Source organism: Priestia sp. JV24, assembly GCF_025910025.1.
In the GTDB taxonomy this organism is placed as follows: Bacteria; Bacillota; Bacilli; order Bacillales; family Bacillaceae_H; genus Priestia; species Priestia megaterium.
The window spans coordinates 95114-118177 of sequence record NZ_JAPCIN010000011.1 but is presented as its reverse complement, the minus strand read 5'-3'; the positions used below and the strand labels follow the sequence as shown (position 1 = coordinate 118177).

20 protein-coding genes are annotated in these 23064 nt (G+C 40.4%); 4 read left to right on the top strand and 16 right to left on the bottom strand.

The features are described from left to right. Window positions 1-35: 35 nt before the first annotated feature. Window positions 36-899 (bottom strand): GRP family sugar transporter, encoded by an 864-nt coding sequence (locus OK414_RS05685; protein ID WP_013082140.1) that lies wholly within the window; start codon window positions 897-899, stop codon window positions 36-38. Between the two features lie 460 nt (window positions 900-1359). Further along, window positions 1360-2337: a carbohydrate kinase family protein gene (locus OK414_RS05680; RefSeq protein ID WP_034653681.1), complete on the bottom strand. Its 978-nt coding sequence runs from the start codon at window positions 2335-2337 to the stop codon at window positions 1360-1362. Window positions 2338-2792: 455 nt separating this feature from the next. Here OK414_RS05680 and OK414_RS05675 point away from each other — a divergent pair, with 455 nt between their 5' ends. Continuing rightward, window positions 2793-3119, top strand: coding sequence for a cyclic-phosphate processing receiver domain-containing protein (locus OK414_RS05675; RefSeq protein WP_034653683.1), 327 nt, complete (start codon window positions 2793-2795; stop codon window positions 3117-3119). A gap of 216 nt (window positions 3120-3335) precedes the next feature. Here OK414_RS05675 and OK414_RS05670 read toward each other — a convergent pair whose 3' ends face one another. From OK414_RS05670 to OK414_RS05650, 5 genes are all read right to left on the bottom strand, one after another. Further along, window positions 3336-4172 (bottom strand): formate/nitrite transporter family protein, encoded by an 837-nt coding sequence (locus tag OK414_RS05670; RefSeq protein ID WP_263045455.1) that lies wholly within the window; start codon window positions 4170-4172, stop codon window positions 3336-3338. Between the two features lie 24 nt (window positions 4173-4196). Then, window positions 4197-4967, bottom strand: coding sequence for a uroporphyrinogen-III C-methyltransferase (cobA, locus tag OK414_RS05665; RefSeq protein ID WP_263045456.1), 771 nt, complete (start codon window positions 4965-4967; stop codon window positions 4197-4199). 72 nt (window positions 4968-5039) lie between these two features. Beyond that, window positions 5040-5366, bottom strand: a complete 327-nt coding sequence (gene nirD, locus OK414_RS05660) for a nitrite reductase small subunit NirD (protein ID WP_013055862.1) — start codon at window positions 5364-5366, stop codon at window positions 5040-5042. 18 nt (window positions 5367-5384) lie between these two features. Further along, a complete protein-coding gene (gene nirB, locus OK414_RS05655; RefSeq protein ID WP_263045457.1) occupies window positions 5385-7799 on the bottom strand; it encodes a nitrite reductase large subunit NirB in 2415 nt (804 codons plus the stop codon). A 729-nt stretch (window positions 7800-8528) separates the two neighbouring features. After that, window positions 8529-9275, bottom strand: coding sequence for an SGNH/GDSL hydrolase family protein (locus OK414_RS05650; RefSeq protein WP_205662469.1), 747 nt, complete (start codon window positions 9273-9275; stop codon window positions 8529-8531). 412 nt (window positions 9276-9687) lie between these two features. Here OK414_RS05650 and OK414_RS05645 point away from each other — a divergent pair, with 412 nt between their 5' ends. Next, entirely contained in the window at window positions 9688-10179 is a 492-nt protein-coding gene (locus tag OK414_RS05645; RefSeq protein WP_013082134.1) for a sigma-70 family RNA polymerase sigma factor, read from the top strand. A 100-nt stretch (window positions 10180-10279) separates the two neighbouring features. On the opposite strand, the gene OK414_RS05640 is transcribed toward OK414_RS05645, so the two are convergent. From OK414_RS05640 to garR, 4 genes are all read right to left on the bottom strand, one after another. Beyond that, complete coding sequence (locus OK414_RS05640; protein ID WP_263045458.1) at window positions 10280-10759, bottom strand: competence protein ComK; 480 nt, start codon at window positions 10757-10759, stop codon at window positions 10280-10282. A 139-nt stretch (window positions 10760-10898) separates the two neighbouring features. Then, the gene (locus tag OK414_RS05635) at window positions 10899-12257 is read right to left on the bottom strand and encodes a gluconate:H+ symporter (protein ID WP_057238872.1); all 1359 of its coding nucleotides are present in this window, start codon (window positions 12255-12257) and stop codon (window positions 10899-10901) included. 106 nt (window positions 12258-12363) lie between these two features. Next, window positions 12364-13803 (bottom strand): four-carbon acid sugar kinase family protein, encoded by a 1440-nt coding sequence (locus tag OK414_RS05630; RefSeq protein ID WP_263045459.1) that lies wholly within the window; start codon window positions 13801-13803, stop codon window positions 12364-12366. Continuing rightward, on the bottom strand, window positions 13800-14702 hold the full coding sequence (garR, locus tag OK414_RS05625; protein ID WP_095379803.1) for a 2-hydroxy-3-oxopropionate reductase: 903 nt from the start codon (window positions 14700-14702) through the stop codon (window positions 13800-13802). The genes OK414_RS05630 and garR overlap by 4 nt, the downstream gene beginning before the upstream one ends. A gap of 293 nt (window positions 14703-14995) precedes the next feature. On the opposite strand from garR, the gene OK414_RS05620 reads away from it, so the two are divergent. Next, complete coding sequence (locus tag OK414_RS05620; RefSeq protein ID WP_095379802.1) at window positions 14996-15622, top strand: GntR family transcriptional regulator; 627 nt, start codon at window positions 14996-14998, stop codon at window positions 15620-15622. 23 nt (window positions 15623-15645) lie between these two features. Here the strand turns inward: OK414_RS05620 and OK414_RS05615 are convergent, their stop codons facing one another. The 5 genes from OK414_RS05615 to OK414_RS05595 all read right to left on the bottom strand — a co-directional run bounded on the left by OK414_RS05615 (window position 15646) and on the right by OK414_RS05595 (window position 21888). Beyond that, window positions 15646-17226, bottom strand: a complete 1581-nt coding sequence (locus tag OK414_RS05615; RefSeq protein WP_263045460.1) for an FMN-binding glutamate synthase family protein — start codon at window positions 17224-17226, stop codon at window positions 15646-15648. A gap of 43 nt (window positions 17227-17269) precedes the next feature. Further along, complete coding sequence (locus OK414_RS05610; RefSeq protein ID WP_263045461.1) at window positions 17270-18991, bottom strand: pyruvate oxidase; 1722 nt, start codon at window positions 18989-18991, stop codon at window positions 17270-17272. Window positions 18992-19091: 100 nt separating this feature from the next. After that, window positions 19092-19859, bottom strand: a complete 768-nt coding sequence (locus tag OK414_RS05605) for a tyrosine-protein phosphatase (RefSeq protein ID WP_263045462.1) — start codon at window positions 19857-19859, stop codon at window positions 19092-19094. Between the two features lie 279 nt (window positions 19860-20138). Next, a complete protein-coding gene (locus OK414_RS05600; protein ID WP_263045463.1) occupies window positions 20139-20891 on the bottom strand; it encodes a tyrosine-protein phosphatase in 753 nt (250 codons plus the stop codon). Between the two features lie 208 nt (window positions 20892-21099). Continuing rightward, complete coding sequence (locus OK414_RS05595; RefSeq protein WP_263045464.1) at window positions 21100-21888, bottom strand: SGNH/GDSL hydrolase family protein; 789 nt, start codon at window positions 21886-21888, stop codon at window positions 21100-21102. Between the two features lie 196 nt (window positions 21889-22084). Here OK414_RS05595 and OK414_RS05590 point away from each other — a divergent pair, with 196 nt between their 5' ends. Then, a complete protein-coding gene (locus OK414_RS05590) occupies window positions 22085-23035 on the top strand; it encodes a LytR family transcriptional regulator (protein WP_263045513.1) in 951 nt (316 codons plus the stop codon). The last annotated feature ends 29 nt before the right edge of the window (window positions 23036-23064 follow it).

Genomic DNA, 23064 nt, shown 5'->3' with positions numbered 1-23064 from the left:
TGAGGTTTTTTCTACATCGATAAATTAAGGATAAATTAAACGTGAGCTTTTGCGAGGCCGATACAGATACCGCCTGAAATAATCAGTACACTCGCAAGAGATACATAGAATAATTGACGCTTTGTTTTCTTTTCTCCCAAGAAGACAATACCGCCAAAGATTGAAATAACAATACCCATTTGCGATAATGAAAAGCTTGTTGCTACGCCTAGTCTTGATTGAGATAAGAATAAGAACATGTTTCCAGATGCCCAAATTAGACCTGGTAAAATATTACGAATCGTATATTTGTTAAATGGCTTATGTTTGTATGTAATGATTAAGCCGCCAATTAACATACCGATTGCTTGCGGGAATAGTGCTGCCCATGCGTCTACGTTGAAGATACGTGCGATAACTACGTAAACTAAGAATCCAAGACTTGAAATGATAAGAGTGATAACTCCTTTTTTCGTTTGTCCTGGAGCCCCTTGTGCCCCTTCTTTTTTACCGTCTAATGAAGAAAGCACGACGCCTGCTAGTATTAAAAGAATCGCAATAGATCCAAGCACAATCGTTTGAAGCGTTGACCATTCTTTAAATACAATAACACCAAAAAGAGCTGTTGATACTAATTGCATACCTGTTGAAATCGGCATTGACTTTGAAACACCAAGGTATGGAACACTTTTAAACTGATTGCTTTGACCTACTGACCAGAACAAACCTGAAACAATCCCGACAATAACGAGCGTTGGTGTTAACACCGGCTGCACAATCATAAACTGAACAAATGAAAGAATCAAAGCTCCAATAATTGTTCCAAGCGTTTGACTGTAAGGTCCACCGCCCATCTTCATACTAACTAAAATCATGCTTCCCCACGCAACGGAAGGAAGAACACCTAGCAAAATATCCATCTTTCTCTTAACCTACTTTCCTATTTCTAATCTATGTACATCGTATGTAACGACCTGCTGCTTTTCTTTCATTAAGGGCTAAGGACCAAGCACTCATACTCCCTCGAATATTCCCCCAAAGGTCCACTTATGCGGATGATGCCTACCCCACAAGGGGGGCAGCAACCCTTTAGGTCTAGAAAATTTGATAGGATCGCTCTTTAGTCCTATTAAATGTTCTACATCGATAAATATATAACGTTTTCATAAATGGTGGTAAAACTGCTATTTCTTGCTGCTCGTACTATACTAACACGAACATTTATTATTTAGCTAGAAATTTTTTTGATTATTTTTTAAAAACAGAAAAAAATTTTTTCTTCTTGCTCTGCAGCTCGCTTCTCCCTCTTATGTGATCTGCAATCAGCAGAAACGGACGCCTCTGCTGATTGCAAATAAGAAGAGATAAAGCCTTTTCATTTTAGTTAGCTACAGGCTTACAAAATTGCTCTACTACTTCTTTGGCTGGAATGGAACTGATCGCACCTTTTCCAGTTGTCGTTAAGGCACCGCTTGCATTTGCAAAACGTAAAATAGCATCGTGATCAGAGTCAAGAATAGCCGTTAAGTTTTCTTGTGACACATCGCGGCTTAATAGCTGATAAAGGAATCCGCCAATAAATGCATCTCCTGCACCTGTTGTATCAACAACTGCTACTTTGTAACCGTTTGATTCATAGACTGCTTGTTTTGTATAAAGCGTTGCACCTTCTGCACCTTTTGTGAATACAACTACTTGAACGTCACCTGTAAATAGAGACTGAATCGCTTGCTGTTCATCTTCAATTCCTGTGATAAACGATAGCTCGTCGTCTGAAATTTTGACAATGTGCGCTTGTGGGATAAATTCTAAAATTGTTTGACGGCATAGCTCATGGTCTTTCCAAAGCGGAAGACGTACATTTGGATCAAAGCTGATAACGCCGCCTTTTTCTTTCATGCTTTTAATCGCTTTCATATGAGCGTATTTCATAGGACTTTCAACTAAATCAACCGAACAGAAGTGAAGAACATCGTTGCTTGCAAACCAATCTGGGTTAATTTCGTCTTCAGTTAGCAATAAATCTGCTGAAGGATTACGATAGAAGCTGAAATCTCTTTCTCCGTCTTCGCGCAGAGAAACGAAAGCTAAAGCTGTATTTGCTTCTTCCGTACGATAGACCATATCAGTACCTACTCCTACTTCACGAAGCGTATCTACTAGAAAGTCTCCAAACGCATCTTCCCCAACTTTTGTAATAAGCGCTGACTCATTACCGTATGTAGCAACAACTGCTGCAACGTTTGCCGGCGCTCCGCCTGGCACACGCGTAAACGATTCCACTTCTTTCAATTGAAGACCTTTTTGAGCTGGAATCATATCAATTAATACTTCACCGATACTAAATAACTTACCCATTCTATTCACCTTACTTTTCTTTTTTGTCATATTGTCATACTATGTTCCAAAAAATCCTTAAATCAAATTATACGTCCCAAACATCTTTTTCGTAAAGAGAAATTTCCAATTTATTTTAAAAAAATCGTAAATTATCGTTTTTTTCTCACAATCTTTTATGGGTTAGCCCCCTTCCATCCCTTGTCAAATCTGGGATTTAAATGACCTTCTTAAATAAAGATCACAGAATAAAAAAAGTTAATTTCCAGTTTAAACTGTTTATCTATTCATTTTTCGTTCGACATCTCTTTCCTTATTTCCTGTTTATTCGCCATGAATATGCAAATAATGATAAAAATTCGTGTTTTTACCCCTATTTAAGAAGGAATAGCTTAAAACGTGTCGAATAGACTTAGGTAGGTATATGACATTATGTATGTTACACTAAATACAAGGCAAGGAAGGGAGAATCAGTCATGAAAATCAATGTTTTTCTAGACGACTATCGCAAGTGCCCTGACGGTCATGTTTTAGCCGAAACGATTGACGAATGTATTGATCTGCTAAGGTCATTCGATGTTGAACATTTGTCACTCGATCACGATTTACTCAGCAAGACACGGAATGGATTAATGCTCGTGCATTTTATGGTAAAGCATCATTTATATGCCGATCGAATTACGATTCACTCCGCTAATCATTTAGGCAGCAAAGCAATGTACAACTGCTTTAAGGATGCTCAAAAAGAGCATAAAATGCCAAACAACATTAAAATTCTAAGATGCCCTCTGCCTCTTCGATGATATCTGCACCCTCACACATTCATTTCAACAGAATCTGTCCGGATTCAATTCTCACAGACTTCCTGTTTCTATAAAATGAAGAACGATACTGCTTGTTCGATACGTATAGATGTGAATACGCTTTAAGCAGTTTATATTATATAGAAGAAAACCGCTCTAAAATACCGTTATGTTAGCTTTAAAAGCAGACTATATGGTACAAAGAGCGGTTTTTTGCTATTTAGACAGTTTAGCAGAATCCAAGTCAGCTGAGAGAGCAGCCGGCTGTTTTTTAACTTCTTTTAGCTGTCTAGCGTTCACGAACCAGTAAATGCTTCCTACAAACAATCCTCCCCCTACGATGTTTCCGAGCGTAACAGGAATTAAATTATGAAATAGTCCAGCAGCCGAAATCGCATCAGGATGCGGAAGCAATAAAGCTAGGCCAAGAAACGTCATATTTGCCACGCTGTGCTCGTATCCTGATGCAACAAATGCAAACAGCATCCCAAAAATGAGCATGATCTTTGCCGCATCGCTTTTAGTGCGCGCAGCCGTCCAAATTGCCAGGCAAACAAGCCAGTTGCAAAGAATGCCGCGAAAAAATAATTCACTGACCGGCAAATTCATTTTTTTAGCTGCCAGCGTCATAAGTAAATGGTTCGGTTCAATTCCTTTAAACAAACCGGTTCCGGTAATTAACAAACAAAGCCCAAACGCACCTATCGCATTTCCGATAAAACACCACGTCCAGTTTTTGAACGTATCTTTCCATGTGGTGACTCCCGATAGCGTACTGACTGTATAAACCATATGATTTCCCGTAAACAATTCAGCTCCTGCAAATACGACAAGCAGGAGAGCAACAGCAAAAGATAATCCCATCACAAGAGAAACGACTGGTAAAGAAGCAGAAGCTAAAGGCGCTCCTACCGATAGAGCTAATATAACGCCAAGTCCTACGTAAGCACCCGCTAGCACAGCTAACAGCAAATAACTCGGCAAATGATCATTCACAAGCTTCGTTTTTTCACGGGCTAACTCATTCATTGACTGCAGTGAATTCTTAAGCAAAAGCGTTTCCTCCTTTTATTCGTCTTAGACGCATACTTTTTCTTCTGTTTTTTCCAAAAACCAAGAAAGAGCAGAAGCTTGCTTCACCACTTCACCAATCACAATCATCGCGGGGTTGCTGACTTGCTGCTCCGCAGCCGTGTCTACGATTGTGCCAAGCATGCCTGTAACCGTGCGCTGATAAACCGTCGTGCCTTGTTCAATAAGAGCGACCGGCGTATCCGCGCTTTTTCCCGCGTCTAAAAGCTGACGGCAAATATACGGCAAGTTTTTAACGCCCATATAAATCGCAAGCGTATCAACTCCTTTTGCTAAATGCTCCCAGCAAATACTTTCCGGCTTGCCGCTTAAACAGTGTCCCGTCACAACGGCAAACGAACGGCTCAGCTCACGATGCGTCACAGGAATTCCAGCATAAGCAGGTGCCGCGATGCCCGCTGTAATACCCGGAACGATTTCAAATGGTATTCTATGCTGAGCGAGCACTTCTGCTTCTTCCCCGCCTCTTCCGAAAATAAACGGATCTCCGCCTTTTAACCGCACGACGGTGTTTCCTTTTCTTGCGTAGCATACAAGCAAATCATGAATATCATCTTGAGAAACGCAGTGATCACCAGGCTTTTTCCCGCAGTAGACGAGTTCGGCTCCTTCTTTTGCATACTGAAGAAGAACAGGGTTCACTAGTCGGTCATATAAAATAACGTCTGCTTTTTCTAAACATTTTGCTGCTTTTATCGTTAGCAAATCTGGATCTCCTGGTCCGGCTCCTACAATGTACACTTTTCCTTGTCTCATCTTCTGCTTCGCTCCTTTGAGTATGTCCCCTTGAATTTTTGTGGCGCGTTGAAAATCAACGCGCCTCGTTACTTATTCTTCAATTAAAAGATACAGCAAATCTCCTTCAACAGACGCTTCGTACGTGTCTACACAGCCGCTGTCTGGCTCTTGTACGTTACCGTCATGCAGGCAAATTTTCCAGTCGTGCATCGGACAGAACACCGAGTCGCCGCTCACGATTCCTTCACTTAGCACCCCGCCTTTATGCGGACAGCGATTTTCAATTGCTCGTATTTTTCCGCTTGATAGCTTAAACACCGCAATTTCTTTTCCGTTTACTTTTACTGTTTTACCCAGGCTTACCGGAAAATCATGAATAGACCCCACGCATACTTTTGTAATGTTTTTATTCACCATCTTTATTTCCCCCCAGCATTATGATGTGACAACTGTTTCGAACAGCTCTTTTTTCGTCTTTTTGCTTTCGACGATTTCTTTCCAAGGATCACGGTACGTAGATAACGCTTCGTCCATACGCATATTCAGCTCTCTTCTCGTCTGGGCGTCATCAAGCACTGATTGAATGTGCGAAAGTCCCATGCGCTCAATCCATGCAGAGGTACGTTCTAAATAATTAGCCGTTTCTCGGTAATACTGCAAATACGCTCCTGTGATGTCCATCAATTCTTCGTCTGTTTTTACTTTATACAACAAATCTCCGCCGCGAAGATGCGTACCTCCATTTCCGCCCACGTAAATTTCCCAGCCGCCGTCAATTCCAATAAAGCCAATATCTTTAATACCTGACTCAGCACAGCTTCTCGGACAAGCAGATACAGCCATTTTCACTTTATGAGGCGTCCATAGTCCTTCAAATTTTTTCTCAAGCGCAATTCCAACGCCCATTGAATCCTGCGTTCCAAAACGGCAAAACTGTTCGCCGACGCATGTTTTCACCGTTCGCAGCGACTTACCGTACGCGTAGCCAGAAGGCATATCTAACTCTTCCCATACGCTAGGCAAATCTTCTTTTTTAACACCAAACAAGTCAAGACGCTGACCACCCGTCACTTTTACGAGGGGAATTTCATATTTATCAACAACATCTGCAATTTTTCGTAAATCTTCTGCATTTGTGACGCCTCCGTACATACGAGGAACAACAGAATACGTGCCGTCTTTTTGAATATTCGCGTGCATGCGTTCATTCACAAATCGTGATTCGCGTTCATCAACGTATCCGGTTGGATTCACCATACCTAAATAATAATTCAGCGCCGGACGGCATTTCGAACAGCCTTCTTCATTATTCCACCCAAGTACATTCATAACTTCACGCGTATGCGAAAGACCTTTTGCTTTAATTTCTTCGACAACTTCATCTCGTGACAAAGTCGTACAGCCGCAAATCGCTTCTTTTTGAGCTGCCGCGTCAAAGTCAGCGCCAAGAGTATGCTGAAGCACTTCCGCTACAAGCGGTTTACATCCTCCGCAAGAGCGAGAGGCACTTGTACAAGCTTTGATTTCATCAACCGATGAGCATCCTTGTTTTTGGATAGCTTCCACAATCGTACCTTTTGTTACGCCGTTACAGCCGCAAATAATATCATCGGCGCTCATGCTTGCTACTAAGCTTTCACCCGCGTTACCGCCAGATGGCTGTAAAATTGACACTTTTGCGACATCCGATACGTCTTCTTGCTTTTGTATCATTGAAAACAGTCGATTTCCGTCGCTGCTGTCTCCAAAAAGAACGGCTCCTACGATTTGATTGCTTCGCAAAACAAGCTTTTTATAAATGCCGTCTTGTTCATCGAACACTTTGATCGCTTTTTTCTCTTCATCTTCCGTGAAGTCGCCTGCCGAAAACACTTCAACACCTGATACTTTTAACTGCGTGGATAAAACCGACCCTTCATAAGGCACTTTTTCTGCCCCGCAAATCGCTTTTGCTAATGCTTTTCCTTGTTCATACAAAGGTGCTACTAATCCGTATACCATTCCTCTATGCTCTGCACATTCTCCAACAGCGTAGATATTTGGGATGTCCGTTTGCATATAGTCATTTACAACAATTCCTCGATTTACGTTAAGTCCCGCTTCTTTTGCAAGCTGAACATTTGGCTTAATTCCAACGGCCATCACGACTAAATCAGCTTCTAAAAACGTACCGTCTTTAAAAGATAATCCTTCAACTCGCTCATCGCCGACGATTTCCGCCGTTTGTTTTTCAAGCAAAAACTTCATGCCTTGTTTTTCTAATTCGTTTTGAAGCAATTTGCCCGCTGTTGGATCAAGCTGACGTTCCATTAAATACGGAGCTAAATGAATGACGGATACGTCCATTCCTAGATTTAACAGTCCGCGCGCCGCTTCTAATCCAAGCAGTCCGCCTCCAATAACCGCTGCTTTTTTATACTGCTGAGATGCCTGCAGCATTTCATCCGTGTCTTTTATATCTCGAAAAGCCGTAACTCCTTTTTTATCAGAGCCTGGAATTGGAAGAATAAAAGGAAGAGACCCCGTTGCTAAAATCAACTCATCATACGATTCTACTCTGCCGCTGTTTGTCGCTACTTCTTTTTTCACTGAATCGATACTAGTAACCGTTTCGCCCGTATATAATGTAATATTGTTTTCTTGATACCAGTTCCAATCGTTTAGCGTAATGTCTTCAACATTCGTATCTCCTTGCAGCACTTTTGATAGTAAAATACGATTATAGTTCGGATGCGGCTCGCTTCCGAAAATCGTAATTTCAAACGCTTTGTTTGAAACCTTCAATACTTCTTCAATTGCTCGAACTCCAGCCATTCCATTTCCAATCAATACGAGTTTCTTTTTTTGCATCTTCCATTCCTCCCCTGGCGTCTATACCTGCTTGTTTCAAAGATATATTTTCTATGCATCTTTAAAGATACATTTAAGATATATGAATTTTCTGAATCGTTCAACTTATGTGTTAGATTATCTAACACAGTTACGGTATGTATGCGATTCCATTGCTTTAGCGGCAAGCAAAAAAAAATAAGTGCTCTAATTATGTTTTAATTTGAATCATCCTTTATATTTTATTTTGTGATGTTTTTCACAACATTAATTTAGCAAGAATAAATAACCTGAGCTATGATAAAAATCACTCCTATTAAAAATGAGCGATAGTTTGATCGTCTTGTTCTAAAGACTTTGGTTAGTATCTATCATCTATCTTTTCATCAATATGTAAATTGATTATTGCCTGTATCGCAGACCAAGCAATTCTAAATGTTTATACGTCAAAAATAACAATCCCAAAAAATTCTTTATAAAGAATTTTTTAGATAAACTGTTCTTTATAGTATTTACTATCACTCCTATATTCTTTATAATGAAAATACATAACCTTTATAAAGAACAGAACGGAGAATTAAAATGCCACTCGTAAACATTAAAAAACTTTGGACTCCTTTAGAAATCTTTGGCTTTAAGCTTTATAAGTGTAGAGATACAAAAAGCTACTACTATAAAACGAGGAAAAGTCATAATCTAATAAAATTATAAAAGACAAGCCCTATTCCTTTTTAAATAGGGCTTGTCTTTTTATTCTCCTGTAAACCAATTCACAACGTACTCTCCCCACACTTCATTTCCTTTTTTCGTTAAATTACCGCTGTCTTTATTTATATATTCTCCTAAATGAAAGGGCCAAATGAGCGAGTGATTCATATAATATACCCAGTTTGCTTCAGATACTCCCCTGATCGCTTCTACCCCTTCTTCATAGGACTCCGTTTGTGAAATGTAAGGCTGTGAAGGCTGAATCATAAGGGTTTTTTTCAAGTCTTTAAGCTGATGAATCAGCTTGTCTGTATTTTCAAGCGTCTCATCTAGCGTAAGATGCTGATAATCATTTTTAAGAGGTGCTTCAAACAGAATAATGTTTGGCTGAAGTTGATCAATTTGATCGGCAATATGTGAGGATAAAAGCTCATCAGTTGTCCCGTTACCATATGAAAGTGTTTTAACCGTAAATACATCGCTTCCATATGTAGCTGCTAGCTCTTTTTTTAACTGCTGTGGCCACCCTGCTTCCTTCGCGGATGTGGCAATTACAAGAGTCAGAGGTTTTTTATTTGCAATAGATGACTCTATTTGCTTTGTGATAAAGTCCGGAAGATTTTTTGTATGAGCAGATACATCGGAAAACTGTTTTTCTTTATGTACAACAGCAGTTTTTACTTCACTTGCCTGCGCTTCCGTTTGCTCCTGCCAGTGCTGCGTCCCCGCATACATCACTGCACCGCACAAAATAGCCGCCGCCACATTTACCCCAACCATCGCCTTCATTCAATCTCCCCTTTACAAGTTCTTCTTACAATCTCAGCAGCTTGCTTTCATAAAGAAGAACTCAAAATTAGTAGCTCCTGCGAATATACCCTCAAAGGCTCATCTGTATAGGTCTAGCAACTCTACCATCACTGCTCTTCCGTGATGGTAGAGTTGCTACATCGATAATAGATATATAAATAGTATAGATTAGTAGAATTTGGAATGGGGGACCTTTCGTACGTAAAATCTCTACAAATACGTATATACTTCGCATATTTCCTAGCGAAACGTGAAGTTTCCGGGGAAATTACGTCACGTTTCTTAAAAAGAAAACATAATGTACGCTCATTCGCACATATAATCTTCCCCTTGTACAGTAGAGATACCGGCGGAATACAGCAAAAACGCGTTTTTGAAAAAGGAAGGCTACATGCAAAAAAGCTCGTTTGATCAAATCGCTTCATCTTTTCATCCATTAATTGTGTCGATGATTAAAAAATTTCATATTTACAAAGACTACGACGAATATTATCAAATTGCGTTGATTGGTTTATGGAGAGCGTATCAAAAATTTGATGAAAACAAAGGCTCTTTTTCCGCTTATGCCTACACAACCGTGCGCGGTACGATCCTATCTCATTTAAAAGGCACCATTTTATACGAAGAACGTGAAACACCTGCTGAGCAGAACCTGCTTTCATTGAACGAAGATCCCGCTCTTCCCGTTCCGCTAGAAAGTGAAATCATCAAACAGCATATCGAACATTTAACAGGAAGAGAAAAAATCTATGTACTCGAACATCTGCTAGAAGGCTACTCGTATAAAGATATTGCCTACAAATACGGAGTCTCCACGGGAGCCGTTAAAAACTGGGGAAAAGCAGCTCGCAAAAAGCTAAAAGCCTCGCTTCTTCAAGAGTAAGAAAAGGAGGAAGCTTATGATAAGCTTCCTCCTTCCGTTCATATGTGTAGTCCAAACGATTGTTCATATGTAGGACAAGTTTATTCGATAAATCGAACGATTATGCCAAGACAACCGGACTTTCTAAACAGTAATTGCGAATAACAGCCGCTCTGGCCAGTTTTTTTTCTAAACTGTAATAAGAAAGCTTAACTGGAATGAACGTTCCATCTTTGAAGTGAATTAGCATGGAGGTTGGATCAACTGTAGCAAGCGTGTGTGAAGTATGAACATGAGAGGCAAAAATCCAAGCGCAGCTATAGTCATTTGGCGAAGATGTGGGAAACGCAATGATGGCTTGTGAACGATTAATAACAAGCGGCGTAAGCTGTTTGTACGGAAACATTTTTCGAACGGCGGCAATCGATCCCTTAAACGTACTTAATTCTCGAATGCACGCTTCTTCTAATAATTGCTTACACGTCTTGCTTAGCATGTATTCTCCTGCTTCATCCAGCACCTTTGTGCAGTGAATAGGATCGTTCACTGGAATCAATGCTTTTGTCGTCAAACCAATTTGATATTTTTCATCATTTGTCATACATCTACCCCCTTTGCTACTTTATAACTATTCTATACTATCGAAAAGAGGAAAATCTAGTCTTTTTTTCTCATTATTTTAAATATTTTGAATATATTTTATATCCAAAGAAAAAAGCGCTGAAGCCAGCGCTTTTCTTTTAAATAAAAATGTCTAAAATAAGAACCATTGCAAACGCCGCAAATGATAGAATCGTTTCCATCACTGTCCATGTTTTTAACGTTTGAGCCACTGACATGTTGAAGAATTCTTTGATTAACCAGAAGCCAGAATCATTTACGTGCGATAGCATCACCGAACCTGCGCCTGTTGCTAGTACCAATAGCTCTGGACTTACGTTTGGCATCGTTGCTGCAATGGGTGCGACAATACCTGCTGCTGTTGTCATTGCTACTGTTGCTGAACCAACTGCTGCACGAATTAACCCGGCAATCACAAACGCTAGTACGATAGGAGAAAGATGTGCATCTTGAGCAAATCCTGCAATCGCGTCACCCACACCGCTTGCTGTTAAAATTTTATTAAAACCGCCGCCTGCACCGATGATTAAAATGATCGAAGCAACGGGTCCAAGACATTCGTTTGTGAATTTTAATAAATCATCTTTGTTGTACCCTCTTGCAAAACCGAACGAATAAAAAGCAAACACTAGCGAAATTAACAGCGCTACGATTGGACTTCCAATAAAGTTTGTTACGTAGCGAATCGTACTTGTTTCTGGATAAACAAACCCAGTGATCGTTGCTAAAAGCATTAATAGTACCGGAAGTAGGATCGTGAATAACGTAATCCCGAAGCCAGGAAGATCTTTATGCTTCGACTCTGTGAACTGCTCCATAATTTCACCAGTTGGCTCTACGTGAACACGGCGTGAAATGAACGATCCGTAAATCGGGCCCGCCACAGCTGCAGCTGGAAATGCCACAACTAATGAATACAAAATCGTTTTACCTAAATCTGCTTTAAAGATATCCACCGCTAGCATCGCTGCCGGATGCGGAGGCACTAAACTGTGAACAACTGCTAAGCCGGCAATTAATGATAAACCAATTTTAATAAGTGACGTACCCGTATGCTTGGCAATTACAAACACAAGTGGAATTAATAGTACAACACCAACTTGGAAAAAGACCGGGATACCGCAAATAACGGCTACCACCATCATTGCCCAGTGTACGTTCTTTTCACCGAATACGTTAATTAACGTGCGGGCAATACGCTCGGCTCCGCCTGACTCTGCCATCATTTTACCTAACATCGTTCCAAGACCAAGAACAATCGCGATAAATCCTAAGACGCTCGCTACTCCTTCTTGGAACGCCGTTACGATATCAGGCAGCTTCATACCTGAAATAAGACCCATAAACAAAGCCGCGACAATCAGCGCTACGAACGGATTTGTTTTAAATTTAGCAATTAAAAAGATAAGTCCAACAATCGATACAATCGCATACAGCAAAAGACTTGCTTCATGACTTAATCCGAATACTGAATTCATATGTTCATCCCCTTAGTGTGACCATTTTTCATGTACGTACATCCAAATAATGTATACGCTTTCAAATATTTTCTAAAGTGAACGCACCTCGTACGTTCACTTCTTTCTATTTACTTAGTAATTCAACCGTTTCTCGAAGCGTTGTTTTTGCTCCAACATTCCCAGGGAAAATGATGTACGCAATGCCCGGAAACTTGCTTTCCTCTCCCGTTACCCATACCGGAATGCCCGGCTTGATTTGTCCAGCAACCGTCGCACGCTTTACTGATAAGCCGTTTACGCCAATGTCACTTGACGTAATGCCGCCTTTTGCAACGATAAAGTTTGGACGAACGTTCAAGCGGCGAACAATGCTTGTAACCGCATCTGAAATTTCCACCGATAATTTAAGCTCTTCTTCTTTTTTGCCTTCGCCAAGATCTAAGCGCTCGCGTCTTGTATACACAGCTACCGTTTGACCTTTAGAAATAAGCTTCTCTGCTTCATTGATAATACGGTTCACTTCTGCTTCAAACTTTTTAGGTTCTAAGACAAGATGACAATCAAATTCAATAAATTCAATGAAGCTGCATTTCTTCAATTCTTCTAACTGCTCTGTTGTTTTTTTAACATGCGAACCAACCATAATTAATCCGCCGTTTGACGACTTTTCTTTAATGAGCTCTTCTTTTGTTAAAAGGTCTTTGTCGCTCACGCCGCCCATCACTTTTGTCAGAGCCGCAGCGCTTCGATACATAAAGTGCTTTCCAAGCTTCATCGCGCGAAGAAGTGCAATCGTCACAACTTTCACGTCCACATAATCTACTGCGTTCACGATCACTTTGTTAAAGTCTTTCACTTCCATTAACTGATTTGTGATCGTCACTAAATCAAGTGCACGAATGCTTCCGAGCGAAATATACGTCGTATGACTTGCTTTGAATTTCCCTTCTGACTTTTCTTCTACCCACTCGCCTAAATGAGATTTACTGTAGCCAAACGTACGGTCTTTTGCAAACTCGGTTTCTCCTGCCGGCACCAAGTAGTCTTCATCCTGCACGTAGTGAATGTTATCAATGGTGAATCGTCCGCCTTCTTTAAAGAAAGGAAAAATCACTTCGCCGTCAAGCACTTGATTGGAATGCTGTTCAACCGTTTTCTTTAACACTTCTGTTTCTAACGGATAATGACCGCGAAGAGTTGAATCACCTCTGCTGATAACTAAAAACTCTTTATTTACTTCAGCCGCTACCTCTGTAATAACAGCGGCAATGTCCGCGTGGGCTTTTTCCGTTTCAGAAGCGGTGAATCCGCGTGAATTTGTTAGAATAAAAAACATGGAGTTTTCTTCTAAAAATCCTTGCTTAATGCTGTCTTTGCTCCAATCTGTGTAGACGGAAATACCGTTAACCGTTTGAACGCCCGTTGGATCATCATCTAGCACAATGATTTTTTGATTAAACGTCAGCAGCTCTTCGTCGAGCATTTTTTGTACAAGTGCCTCATCGACCGCTGGAATGTCTTTAAACACGTCGCTTACAAGACGTTTTTCATCTTGTTTAATCATGCTTCCACCTTCTTTTTCACTTCAACGTTTGCTAATTTTTCATAGTACTGCACAATTCCGCCGTGATCATCGCTTGCTTTTCCGTCTACTTTTAACGCATGGAAAATTTCCACAAGCTGACTTGAAAGCGGAAGCGGTACGCCAATGTCATGAGCCGTTTCCATCACGTTTGTCATATCTTTTAAGTTAATATCAATGCGTCCGCCTGCTACAAAGTTACGGTCTAAAATCAGCGGTACTTTTGCATCTAATACAGCGCTTCCTGCTAATCCGCCGCGAATCGCTTGATACATTTTTTCAACGTCAATGCCTGCTTTGGCTGCTAGTACAAGCGCTTCAGACATCGCTGCAATATTTAAATTTACAATCACTTGGTTCGCAAGCTTCGCCGTTACGCCGCTTCCGTTTTCTCCAACAAGCGTTATTTCTGCTCCCATCGCATGAAGAATAGGTGAAACGCTTTCAAAGATATGTTCATTTCCTCCGACCATAATCGCAAGCGTACCATCAATTGCTTTTGGCTCTCCGCCGCTAACCGGAGCGTCTAGCATGTGAATTCCTTTTTGTGCGAGCTCAGCGGCAATTTCTTTTGATGCTACCGGTGAAATGGAGCTCATATCAATGATAACGCTTCCTTTTTTTGCGCTATGAATTAACCCTTCTTCTCCAAGCACTACGCTTTTTACATGATGTGAAGCCGGAAGCATCGTGATCATCACGTCGCTGTTCACCGCAACTTCAGCAAGGCTTTCTGCTCCAAATCCTCCTGCTGTCTTCACTTCTTCTACTGCTGCTTTATTAATATCGTAAACCGTTACCTCAAAACCTGCTTTTAATAAATTGAGCGTCATCGGTTTTCCCATAATTCCAAGTCCAATAAATCCAACGCGTTTTGTCATTTTCGTTTCCTCCCCTTGTTGTATACGTTTTCAAATACGTTTTAAAAAATAATGTATACGTTAAAATATTTTTTGTATACATTTCTGATAATTTTGTATACACTCATCATATTCGCATTCTATTTATTTGTCTAGCCTTTTTTTAAATGAAATTTATTTCCAAAAGCGAAACTTTCCGTCCCACCTTTTCACAAGTTATAGTATGATTTGGGTATACGCGTACAAAATGATAAAAACTAAAGAGAGAAAGAGACGGGATTTCCTCGTGTCGAATGCTAGAGGTGAAGTAGAGTATGTTAAGAAATCAAGGTTCTCGTTCGTCTCATCACCCTTCTTATGAGATGATTCGAGATAAAATTTTAAACGGTGAGCTTGAAGGCGGTACAAAAATCGTCGAAGAAAAATTAGCGAGCGAGCTTGGATTCAGCCGAACGCCGATTCGTGATTCCATTAGACGCTTAGAATATGAAGGACTGATTGTTCGAAAAAAAGTCGTGTCGCCGACAGAAAAAGATCTACGCAACTTGTTTGAAGTGCGAATGCTGCTAGAAGGCTCAGCTTCTAAAGCCGCGGCAACTTTTTTATCTGACAACGAATTAGAAGAATTAAAGGAATGCGTAGACATCGGAAGAAACGGCTCGTTTGAAGACATTATGAGCGCAAATGAACGTTTCCACGCCATTATTGTGAACGCAAGCAACAATGACGTCATGATTAATATCATCGACCGCATGCAGTCGATCATTTACTTATTCCGTCACACTGTGGTGTTTTACAACCGCCCGTTTTTAATCGACGAACACGAAGACATTTATAACGCTATTAAAGAACGTAATGCTGAAAAAGCAGAAGCGTTAATGCAAGAGCACCTTCAAAAAGACTTAGAGTTTTGCCTGCACTTGCTTCAGCGAAGACAATAAAAAAGCTGCCAATCGGCAGCTTTTTATACGTACATCTTTTCTTTTACAGAAATATCAGCTAACTGTCCGCTGCTGTTGTTGAACACCACGTGTTTCTTTGAAAACTTCGTTGGCGAATCAATACCGGCTGCTGCGGCTAAATTAAACAATCCTTCACGAAGTGACAGCACGTAGTTGCACACCCGGTATGATTTTTCTTCAATAATAAGCGCTTTTTGCCGCTTAGGATCTGTTGTGGCTACACCGACTGGGCACTGATTGTTGTGACAAACCTCCGCTTGAATACAGCCAACAGAAAACATAAAGCCTCTGGCAATATTTACGCAGTCGGCACCCAGTGATAAAGCCGTCGCAATTTTATCAGCCGTTAACAGCTTGCCCGATGCAAAAAGCTTCACTTCATCACGAACACCATACTTTTTAAGCAGTTCATCCACAAAAGGAAGGCCTGAAAACAGCGGTACGCCCGCTCCGTCCGCTAATTCTTGAAACGATGCGCCCGTTCCGCCTTCTGCTCCGTCGATTGTAATAAAATCAGGTCCGCTTCCCGTCTCTTTCATATAGGCCGCCATTTCTTCAAGGTCATTTGTGTTTCCAACAACCATTTTAATACCTACTGGCTTGCCTCCCACATCTCGAAGTTTTTCAATAAACTGAAACATTTCAGGATACGATGCAAACTCTTTAAAACGGTTTGGACTGTCTACCGATTCTCCTGGCTTCAAGTTGCGGATTTCAGCGATTTCTTCCGTTACTTTTGAACCGTCCACATGACCGCCTCGCGTTTTAGCTCCTTGGGCGAGCTTGATTTCAAACGCTTTGATTTGCTTCATTTCGCTTTTCTTTTTAAATTCTTCCCATGAAAATTCGCCTTCTTTTGTCCGAACGCCATAGAGTCCTGGACCAATTTGAAAAATAATATCGACGTTTCCTTTTAAATGATAAGGTGACAGTCCGCCTTCTCCCGTGTTCATCCACGTGCCGCCTGCTCGTCCTAATCCTAGTGATAAAGCGGTAATCGCGTGGTCACCAAGCGCTCCAAAGCTCATGGCTGATTGACCGATTAATCCTTTTACAACAAACGGATTTTTGCATGAAGGCCCTATAACGACCGCATCTTCATCTCGCAAATAAAACGGATCCGCTTCTTTTTCTTCTCGGTGCTCTCTTCGGCTGAATAAGTTATCGGCGTCCATTTTATATACTTTTGTTTTAATTTTTTGCGTATTATCCGCTTTCATTTCATCGCGCTGCTTTGGAAACACCGCGTTTCGAATATAATAGCCCGGTTCGCTAAAATCACGCTCTGAGCCAAACCCCATCATTCGGTTGAGGTATTTACCTGACTTAACGGTTTGCTCGTATTGATTTCTAGAAAACGGCTTGCCTTCGTTATTATTTAAAAATAAATACTGACGCAGTTCAGGCCCCATTTTCTCAAAAATATAGCGCATTTTCCCAAGCAGCGGATAGTTTCTCAAAACCGAATGCTCTTGTTGTTTTTCATCTTTCATCCAAAGAATAATAGCCATAATAACCGGAACTACAATCACAAGCATCATGACCGCACCAAAAATAAGTAAAATGATTTCAAACACTCCCATGATATCCCTCCTAAAAAGACTCTCCTGTAAGGAGAGTCACTGATTAAAGCATTCTGCTTAGCCCTTTACGAAGCGGCGGCATTTCAAGCTCATGTTCTTTAAAGAACTTTTTCATGATGTGCTTCGAATAACTGGCAGCTTGTCCGAATGAAATTTTGCCTGGAAGCGGCGGTTCATCCGCAATAACAACATCAATCACAACAGGAACATTCGCAAGCGCTGCTTTTTCAAACGCTGTTTCGAGCTCCTCGTATTTTTCAACGCGGTAGCCAATTCCTCCGCATGATTCAGCAAACTTCGCAAAGTTCATTTCACCAAGCTGGGTTTGATAATCCAAGTGACCTTGAAGCGCTTGTTCATATTTAATCATCCCGATTTCACTGTTATTAAGGACGACTACAACGATTGGCAGCTTGTACTTCACAGCCGTCACAAAGTCTTGCATAACCATCGTAAAGCCTCCGTCACCGCATACGGCTACTGATTGTTTTTCAGGATGAGCAAGCTTTCCAGCAATGGCTGCCGGAAGTCCGCAGCCCATCGTTGCCAGCCAGCTGGAAACCACAAATTTTTGATTCGTTATGCGGAAATGTCTTGCCATCCATACCGTCACGTTCCCAACATCAACAGATACAATCGCATCATCCTCAACGATTTTTTGCAGCTTAGGAATGACTTGCTGCGGCTTGATTGGCGTACTCACTTCATTTTCTTCTTTTTCTACGTGCTTCCACCAGTTTTCCATATTAACTTGACACTCTTCTAAGAAACGGCGGTTTTCTTGATAATCTAAATTATGCGTAAGCTGTGACAGCGTCGTTTTAGAGTCACCGACTAATCCGATTGATACAGGATAGCGTCTACCAATTTGTGTGGCATCCGAGTCCAGCTGGATTGCTTCGGCTCCATCTGGTAAAAACTCACGGTATGGATACGAAGTTCCAATCATAATCAGCAAATCGGTTTCTTCCATCGCTTCATACGCAGGCTTCGTCCCGAGCTGCCCGAGCTGCCCTAGATTATAAGGATGACGGTCAGGCAGTATTCCTTTAGCGGGAAGCGTAAAAATAACCGGAGCCGCAATTTTTTCCGCAAACTGTGCCAATTCAAGCTTTGCGTGCTTTGCACCTGTTCCTGCTAAAATAACCGGTTTTTTTGCATATTTAATAGCTAGAAGCGCTTTAGCTACATCTTCTGGATCACTGTGAGAAATGGATTTTGATACATTCGCAACTGGCGTTTTTTCATCAATTTTAATCGTTGAAGACGGAATATCATCTGGAATGACTAACACCGCGACGCCTTTTTTCGCATAAGCCGTTCGAATGGCTTGCTGAAGCAAATGCGGAAATGATTCAGGTGAATCTACGCGGTGATTAAACACCGACACATCGTCAAAAACACGTTCTAAATTCACTTCTTGAAACGATTCATTACCAAGCTTCGCACGAGGCACTTGTCCAGCTAGCACTAACACCGGTGCACCGTCTGCTTTCGCATCATATAAGCCGTTTAACAAATGAATCGCACCCGGTCCCCCAATTGACAGACACACACCGATTTCCCCTGTAATTTTAGCGTAAGAAGATGCCGCAAGTGCGCCTACTTCCTCGTGACGGACTTGAATAAATTCAATTTCATCTTTTTCACTGCGCAGATTGTCCATAAAATGATTGATGGAATCTCCTGGCATACCGAAAATGTGATCAATCTTCCATTCTTTTAATACCGACATAGCTGCTTTGCCAGCTGTAGTTTTTATCATATTCAGCCTTCCTTTCTTTAACGTTGTTTCTATTCCATACCACAATGAAAGAAAGACAAAACAAGGGACTTTCCCGTTTTTATGGAAAAGTCCCTTGTTTTCAGCTAAATAATTTAAATAAACTAAATTTTTTCATCGGCTCAGGGTCTAATTGATGCACCGGACGACCGTCGATAATGGCTTCCGCATTTTCAATAAAAAAATAAAGTTCTGAAGCACCGTACATATCGGAAATATAATCATACGCTTTTGAAAGTGAATAGTCGTGGTAATTGCGAGCATGAACGCCAGAGGCAATCACGTGGGCTAAGCGGTATTTAATAAGGGTAAATGCCGCTTTTCTTTCTTTTTTTCCGTTTAAACCAAGAATACTAGCTGCGCTTAGCTGAACAAGTACGCCTTTTTTAACAAGCTCATACAAACGCTCAGGTTGATCTCGGAAAATCGGATGACATTCTGGTGAACGTAGAATAGGCACGACGCCTTTTGTTAGAAGATCAGACAGTATCTTTTCAAAATAAGGTGAGATATCATAGTCAGGCAGTGAAAGAAACAAATATTTATCGGTGTGATTAAGTGTAAGAAGCTGATTTCGCTCATAGTTTCGCAGAAGCTGAGGCGATAAAGGGACAAGCTGACCTGGTAATACTTGAAGAGGAATATATGAATTTGTAAGCCATTCATTAGCTGCATTCACATAGAGAAATAAATGGTGTTTCATAAACTCTTGATCACTATCATAAAGAGGCGTCGCCACAACCGATTGAACGCCTTGATCCGCTAAGGAGCGTGCCATCTTCAAAAAGCCGTCTACTTCCTCAGGTCCGCTATCGATATTAGGCAATATGTACGTATGAATATCAATCACTTTATTTCCCTCCCTGCGTTTTGTATAGCTCTATTCTACGACGATTTCTCGTGTGAAACTATGTATTCTTCTCGACATTTACCACCACGAACCCCGGAAAACCGCGTACTTTCCTGTCGTCTACTCAACTAACAATATTTTACTATTAATCTTTGTGAAAACGCAAACAAAATTTGTAAAATAACGCCAAATAATGATGATAAAAGAAGGGATGGAAATAGGTCTTTATATGCAAATACCCTGATTAAACAGAAGTTAATCAGGGTACAAAGGGAAAAGTTAAAAGATTCCTAGAAATTTTGTTTTTTTGATGCGCTCAGGCTCTTGTTTATAGACAGCCTTCCCGCTCGCAATAGCCTCAGCATTTTCCATGAAATGATAAAGCTTGCTGTTGCCGTATTTTTTAGAAACGGCTGAATAGGCTTTTTGCAGGCCGTACTGCTGGTAATTTTCACGATTCACGCCAGATGCAATAACGTGTGCTAATCCGTGATCAATGAACTGATAAGCTGCTTTTTTAGCTTTACTGCCGTTGCCTCCCAGCACACTTTGTGCAGACAGCTGAACGACTGCTCCATTTTTTACGAGCTTGTACAAATGCGCGGGATTCTCTACAAATAATGAATGACGTTCAGGCTCATTTAAAACAGGCACGATTCCTTTTAACTGAAGCTCGTATGCAATATTTTCTAACACTTCAATTTCCACATCTTGCGGAATTTCTAAAAACATATATTTTTCATTTTCATTTATTGTCATCATATAATACTCTTCGTTTGATAAAATCATCTGGGTAGAGGCAACTATTTTCTGACCTGGTAAAACTCTTAACGAAATAGAAGATTTTCTTAACCATTCATTTGCAAGATCAACACTTTCTCTATAGCTGGAATCTTTTCCATCATAAAGCGGTGCTGCTACGACTTCCGTTACTCCTTGTTTCACTAATACATTTGCCATTTCTAAAAACTCTTCTACACTCTTGGGACCACTGTTCACATTGGGCAAGATATTGGTATATATATCTATCATTTTTTTCTCCTCTTTCTATGCCTCAGATCATGGATAGTATTCCATGAGTTATATTATATCATAGACCCCTACCGACTTTTCTATATAAAGGAAAATTGCTTCTTATGTTAAATTTTATGTCCTACAAGCTCCCATTTTGTCTTGAAATGCATTTTATAAGTATTTTTCTTTTAAAAGAACAAGCCTAACCGAATGGTTAGGCTTGTTCTTACTGGCTAGACTTAGAATTTGTAAAATAGTGTTCTAAATACTGTGCCCACAGCTGTTCTCCCTTGTCATTAGGCTGACCAGGCGCTTGAGTTAAATACGCTGAAATCTTTTCTGACTGATAGTCTGGCCATGCTTTCCAGTGATTGATATATTCATAGCCATTTTCTTTTGCAAAATCTTCTAGCGCCTTGGCATCAGATGGGTAATTATTTGCTTTATAAACAGGAGCTGACGGCTGAAGAATCGTAATCAGCTGTTCATTTTGGCGTTTTAAGTAAGTTAGGATAATATCCACATTGTCTAGCGTATTCTCAATACCTACTACGCCGTTATCATTTAAAAGAAACGGTTCAAACAGCAAAACATCCGGACTTGCCTTGGCAATTTCTTTATATGTATCGCTTTTGATGAATTGTAAGGTTGTCATATTCTTATATTCACGGACTTCAACCTGGATTAAGGAAGAACCATATGTATCTTCAATTTTTTTCTTCAACAGCTCGGCCCAAGTAGCTTTTACTTCTTCTTGCGGTGCTGATCCAACAATAACTAGCTTCAACGGCGTTTTGGTTTGCTTAGCTTTTTGAATTTTATTTTGAATAGATTCTGGAAGGTTCTGAGCGTTCTCTTTCCAATTAGTTTCTGCATTACTTGCATCACTGGAAGCTTCAACTTTGGTTGGTCTGGAAACCGATTGTTCTGACACTTTGTTGTTCCAATACAATTTCCCTGTTGAAATTGCGGCAATAAAAACGATGACTGCTAGAATATTAACCCAAATTTTCATATATTGTCTCCCTTACTATATCTTTCTTTTTTGTTCTTATTATAATATAATTTGTAAGTAAGTGCAGGAAAATGATTAAATTTGTCATTTTTTCAGTAATTTTGATGCAGAAATTTTTTTCAAGATAAGAATAATGACTTACATAGGTACTTCATTTATTTTATCAATATATTAAGCAAAGGAAGAGACAATGAATATGGAAGAATCTCAAACTCGCAAGCGTAAAAGGAAAAAGCCGAAGAAAAAAAGAGCATTTAAAATTATTATGGGTATTATTGTATTATTAATCCTTGGTGTAGGTGCTTACGCCTACAGTGTTTGGCATTCTGTCGAAAAAACGTTCACGCAAACTCATGAGCCTTTAAAACGTGATGTATCGGAGAAAAGATCTGAGAAAGTTTCATTCAGTGACAAAGATCCTATTTCAATATTACTTTTAGGAGTGGATCAGCGTGCAGGAGACCGCGGGCGTTCTGACTCATTAATTTTAATGACGGTGAACCCAAAAGATCAATCGATGAAGATGGTCAGCATTCCTCGTGATACGCGCACAGAGATTGTTGGAAAAGGAACGACTGACAAAATCAATCACGCCTATGCATTCGGCGGTGTCGATATGGCTGTCAATACAGTTGAAAAGTTCTTAGATGTACCGGTTGACTACTATGTACAAGTTAATATGGAAAGCTTTAAAGACATTGTTGACGCAGTTGGAGGCGTGACGGTGAATAATGACTTGGATTTTAATTATGATGGATACAGCTTTAAAAAAGGAAAGCTTACGCTAGACGGAAAAGAAGCTCTTGCTTACTCTCGTATGCGTAAAGAAGATCCTCGCGGAGATTTTGGACGTCAACTGCGCCAGCGTCAAATTATTGAAGGTGTTATTGAAGAAGGAGCAAGCGTTCAATCACTAGCAAACTACGGCAATATCTTAGACGCCATTGGAACAAATGTTAGAACAAACCTTACATTCGACGATATGAAGCAAATTCAATCAAACTATAAAAATGCTCGTCATAACGTAGAGCAGCTACAAGTAGACGGTCAAGGTGAAAAAATTAACGGCATTTACTACTATGCAGTTTCAGATGCAACGCGTCAAGAATTGTCAACTAAGTTAAAAGATCATTTAAATGTAAAATAAAAATAAAGCCGTCTTTCTGAGGAAAGACG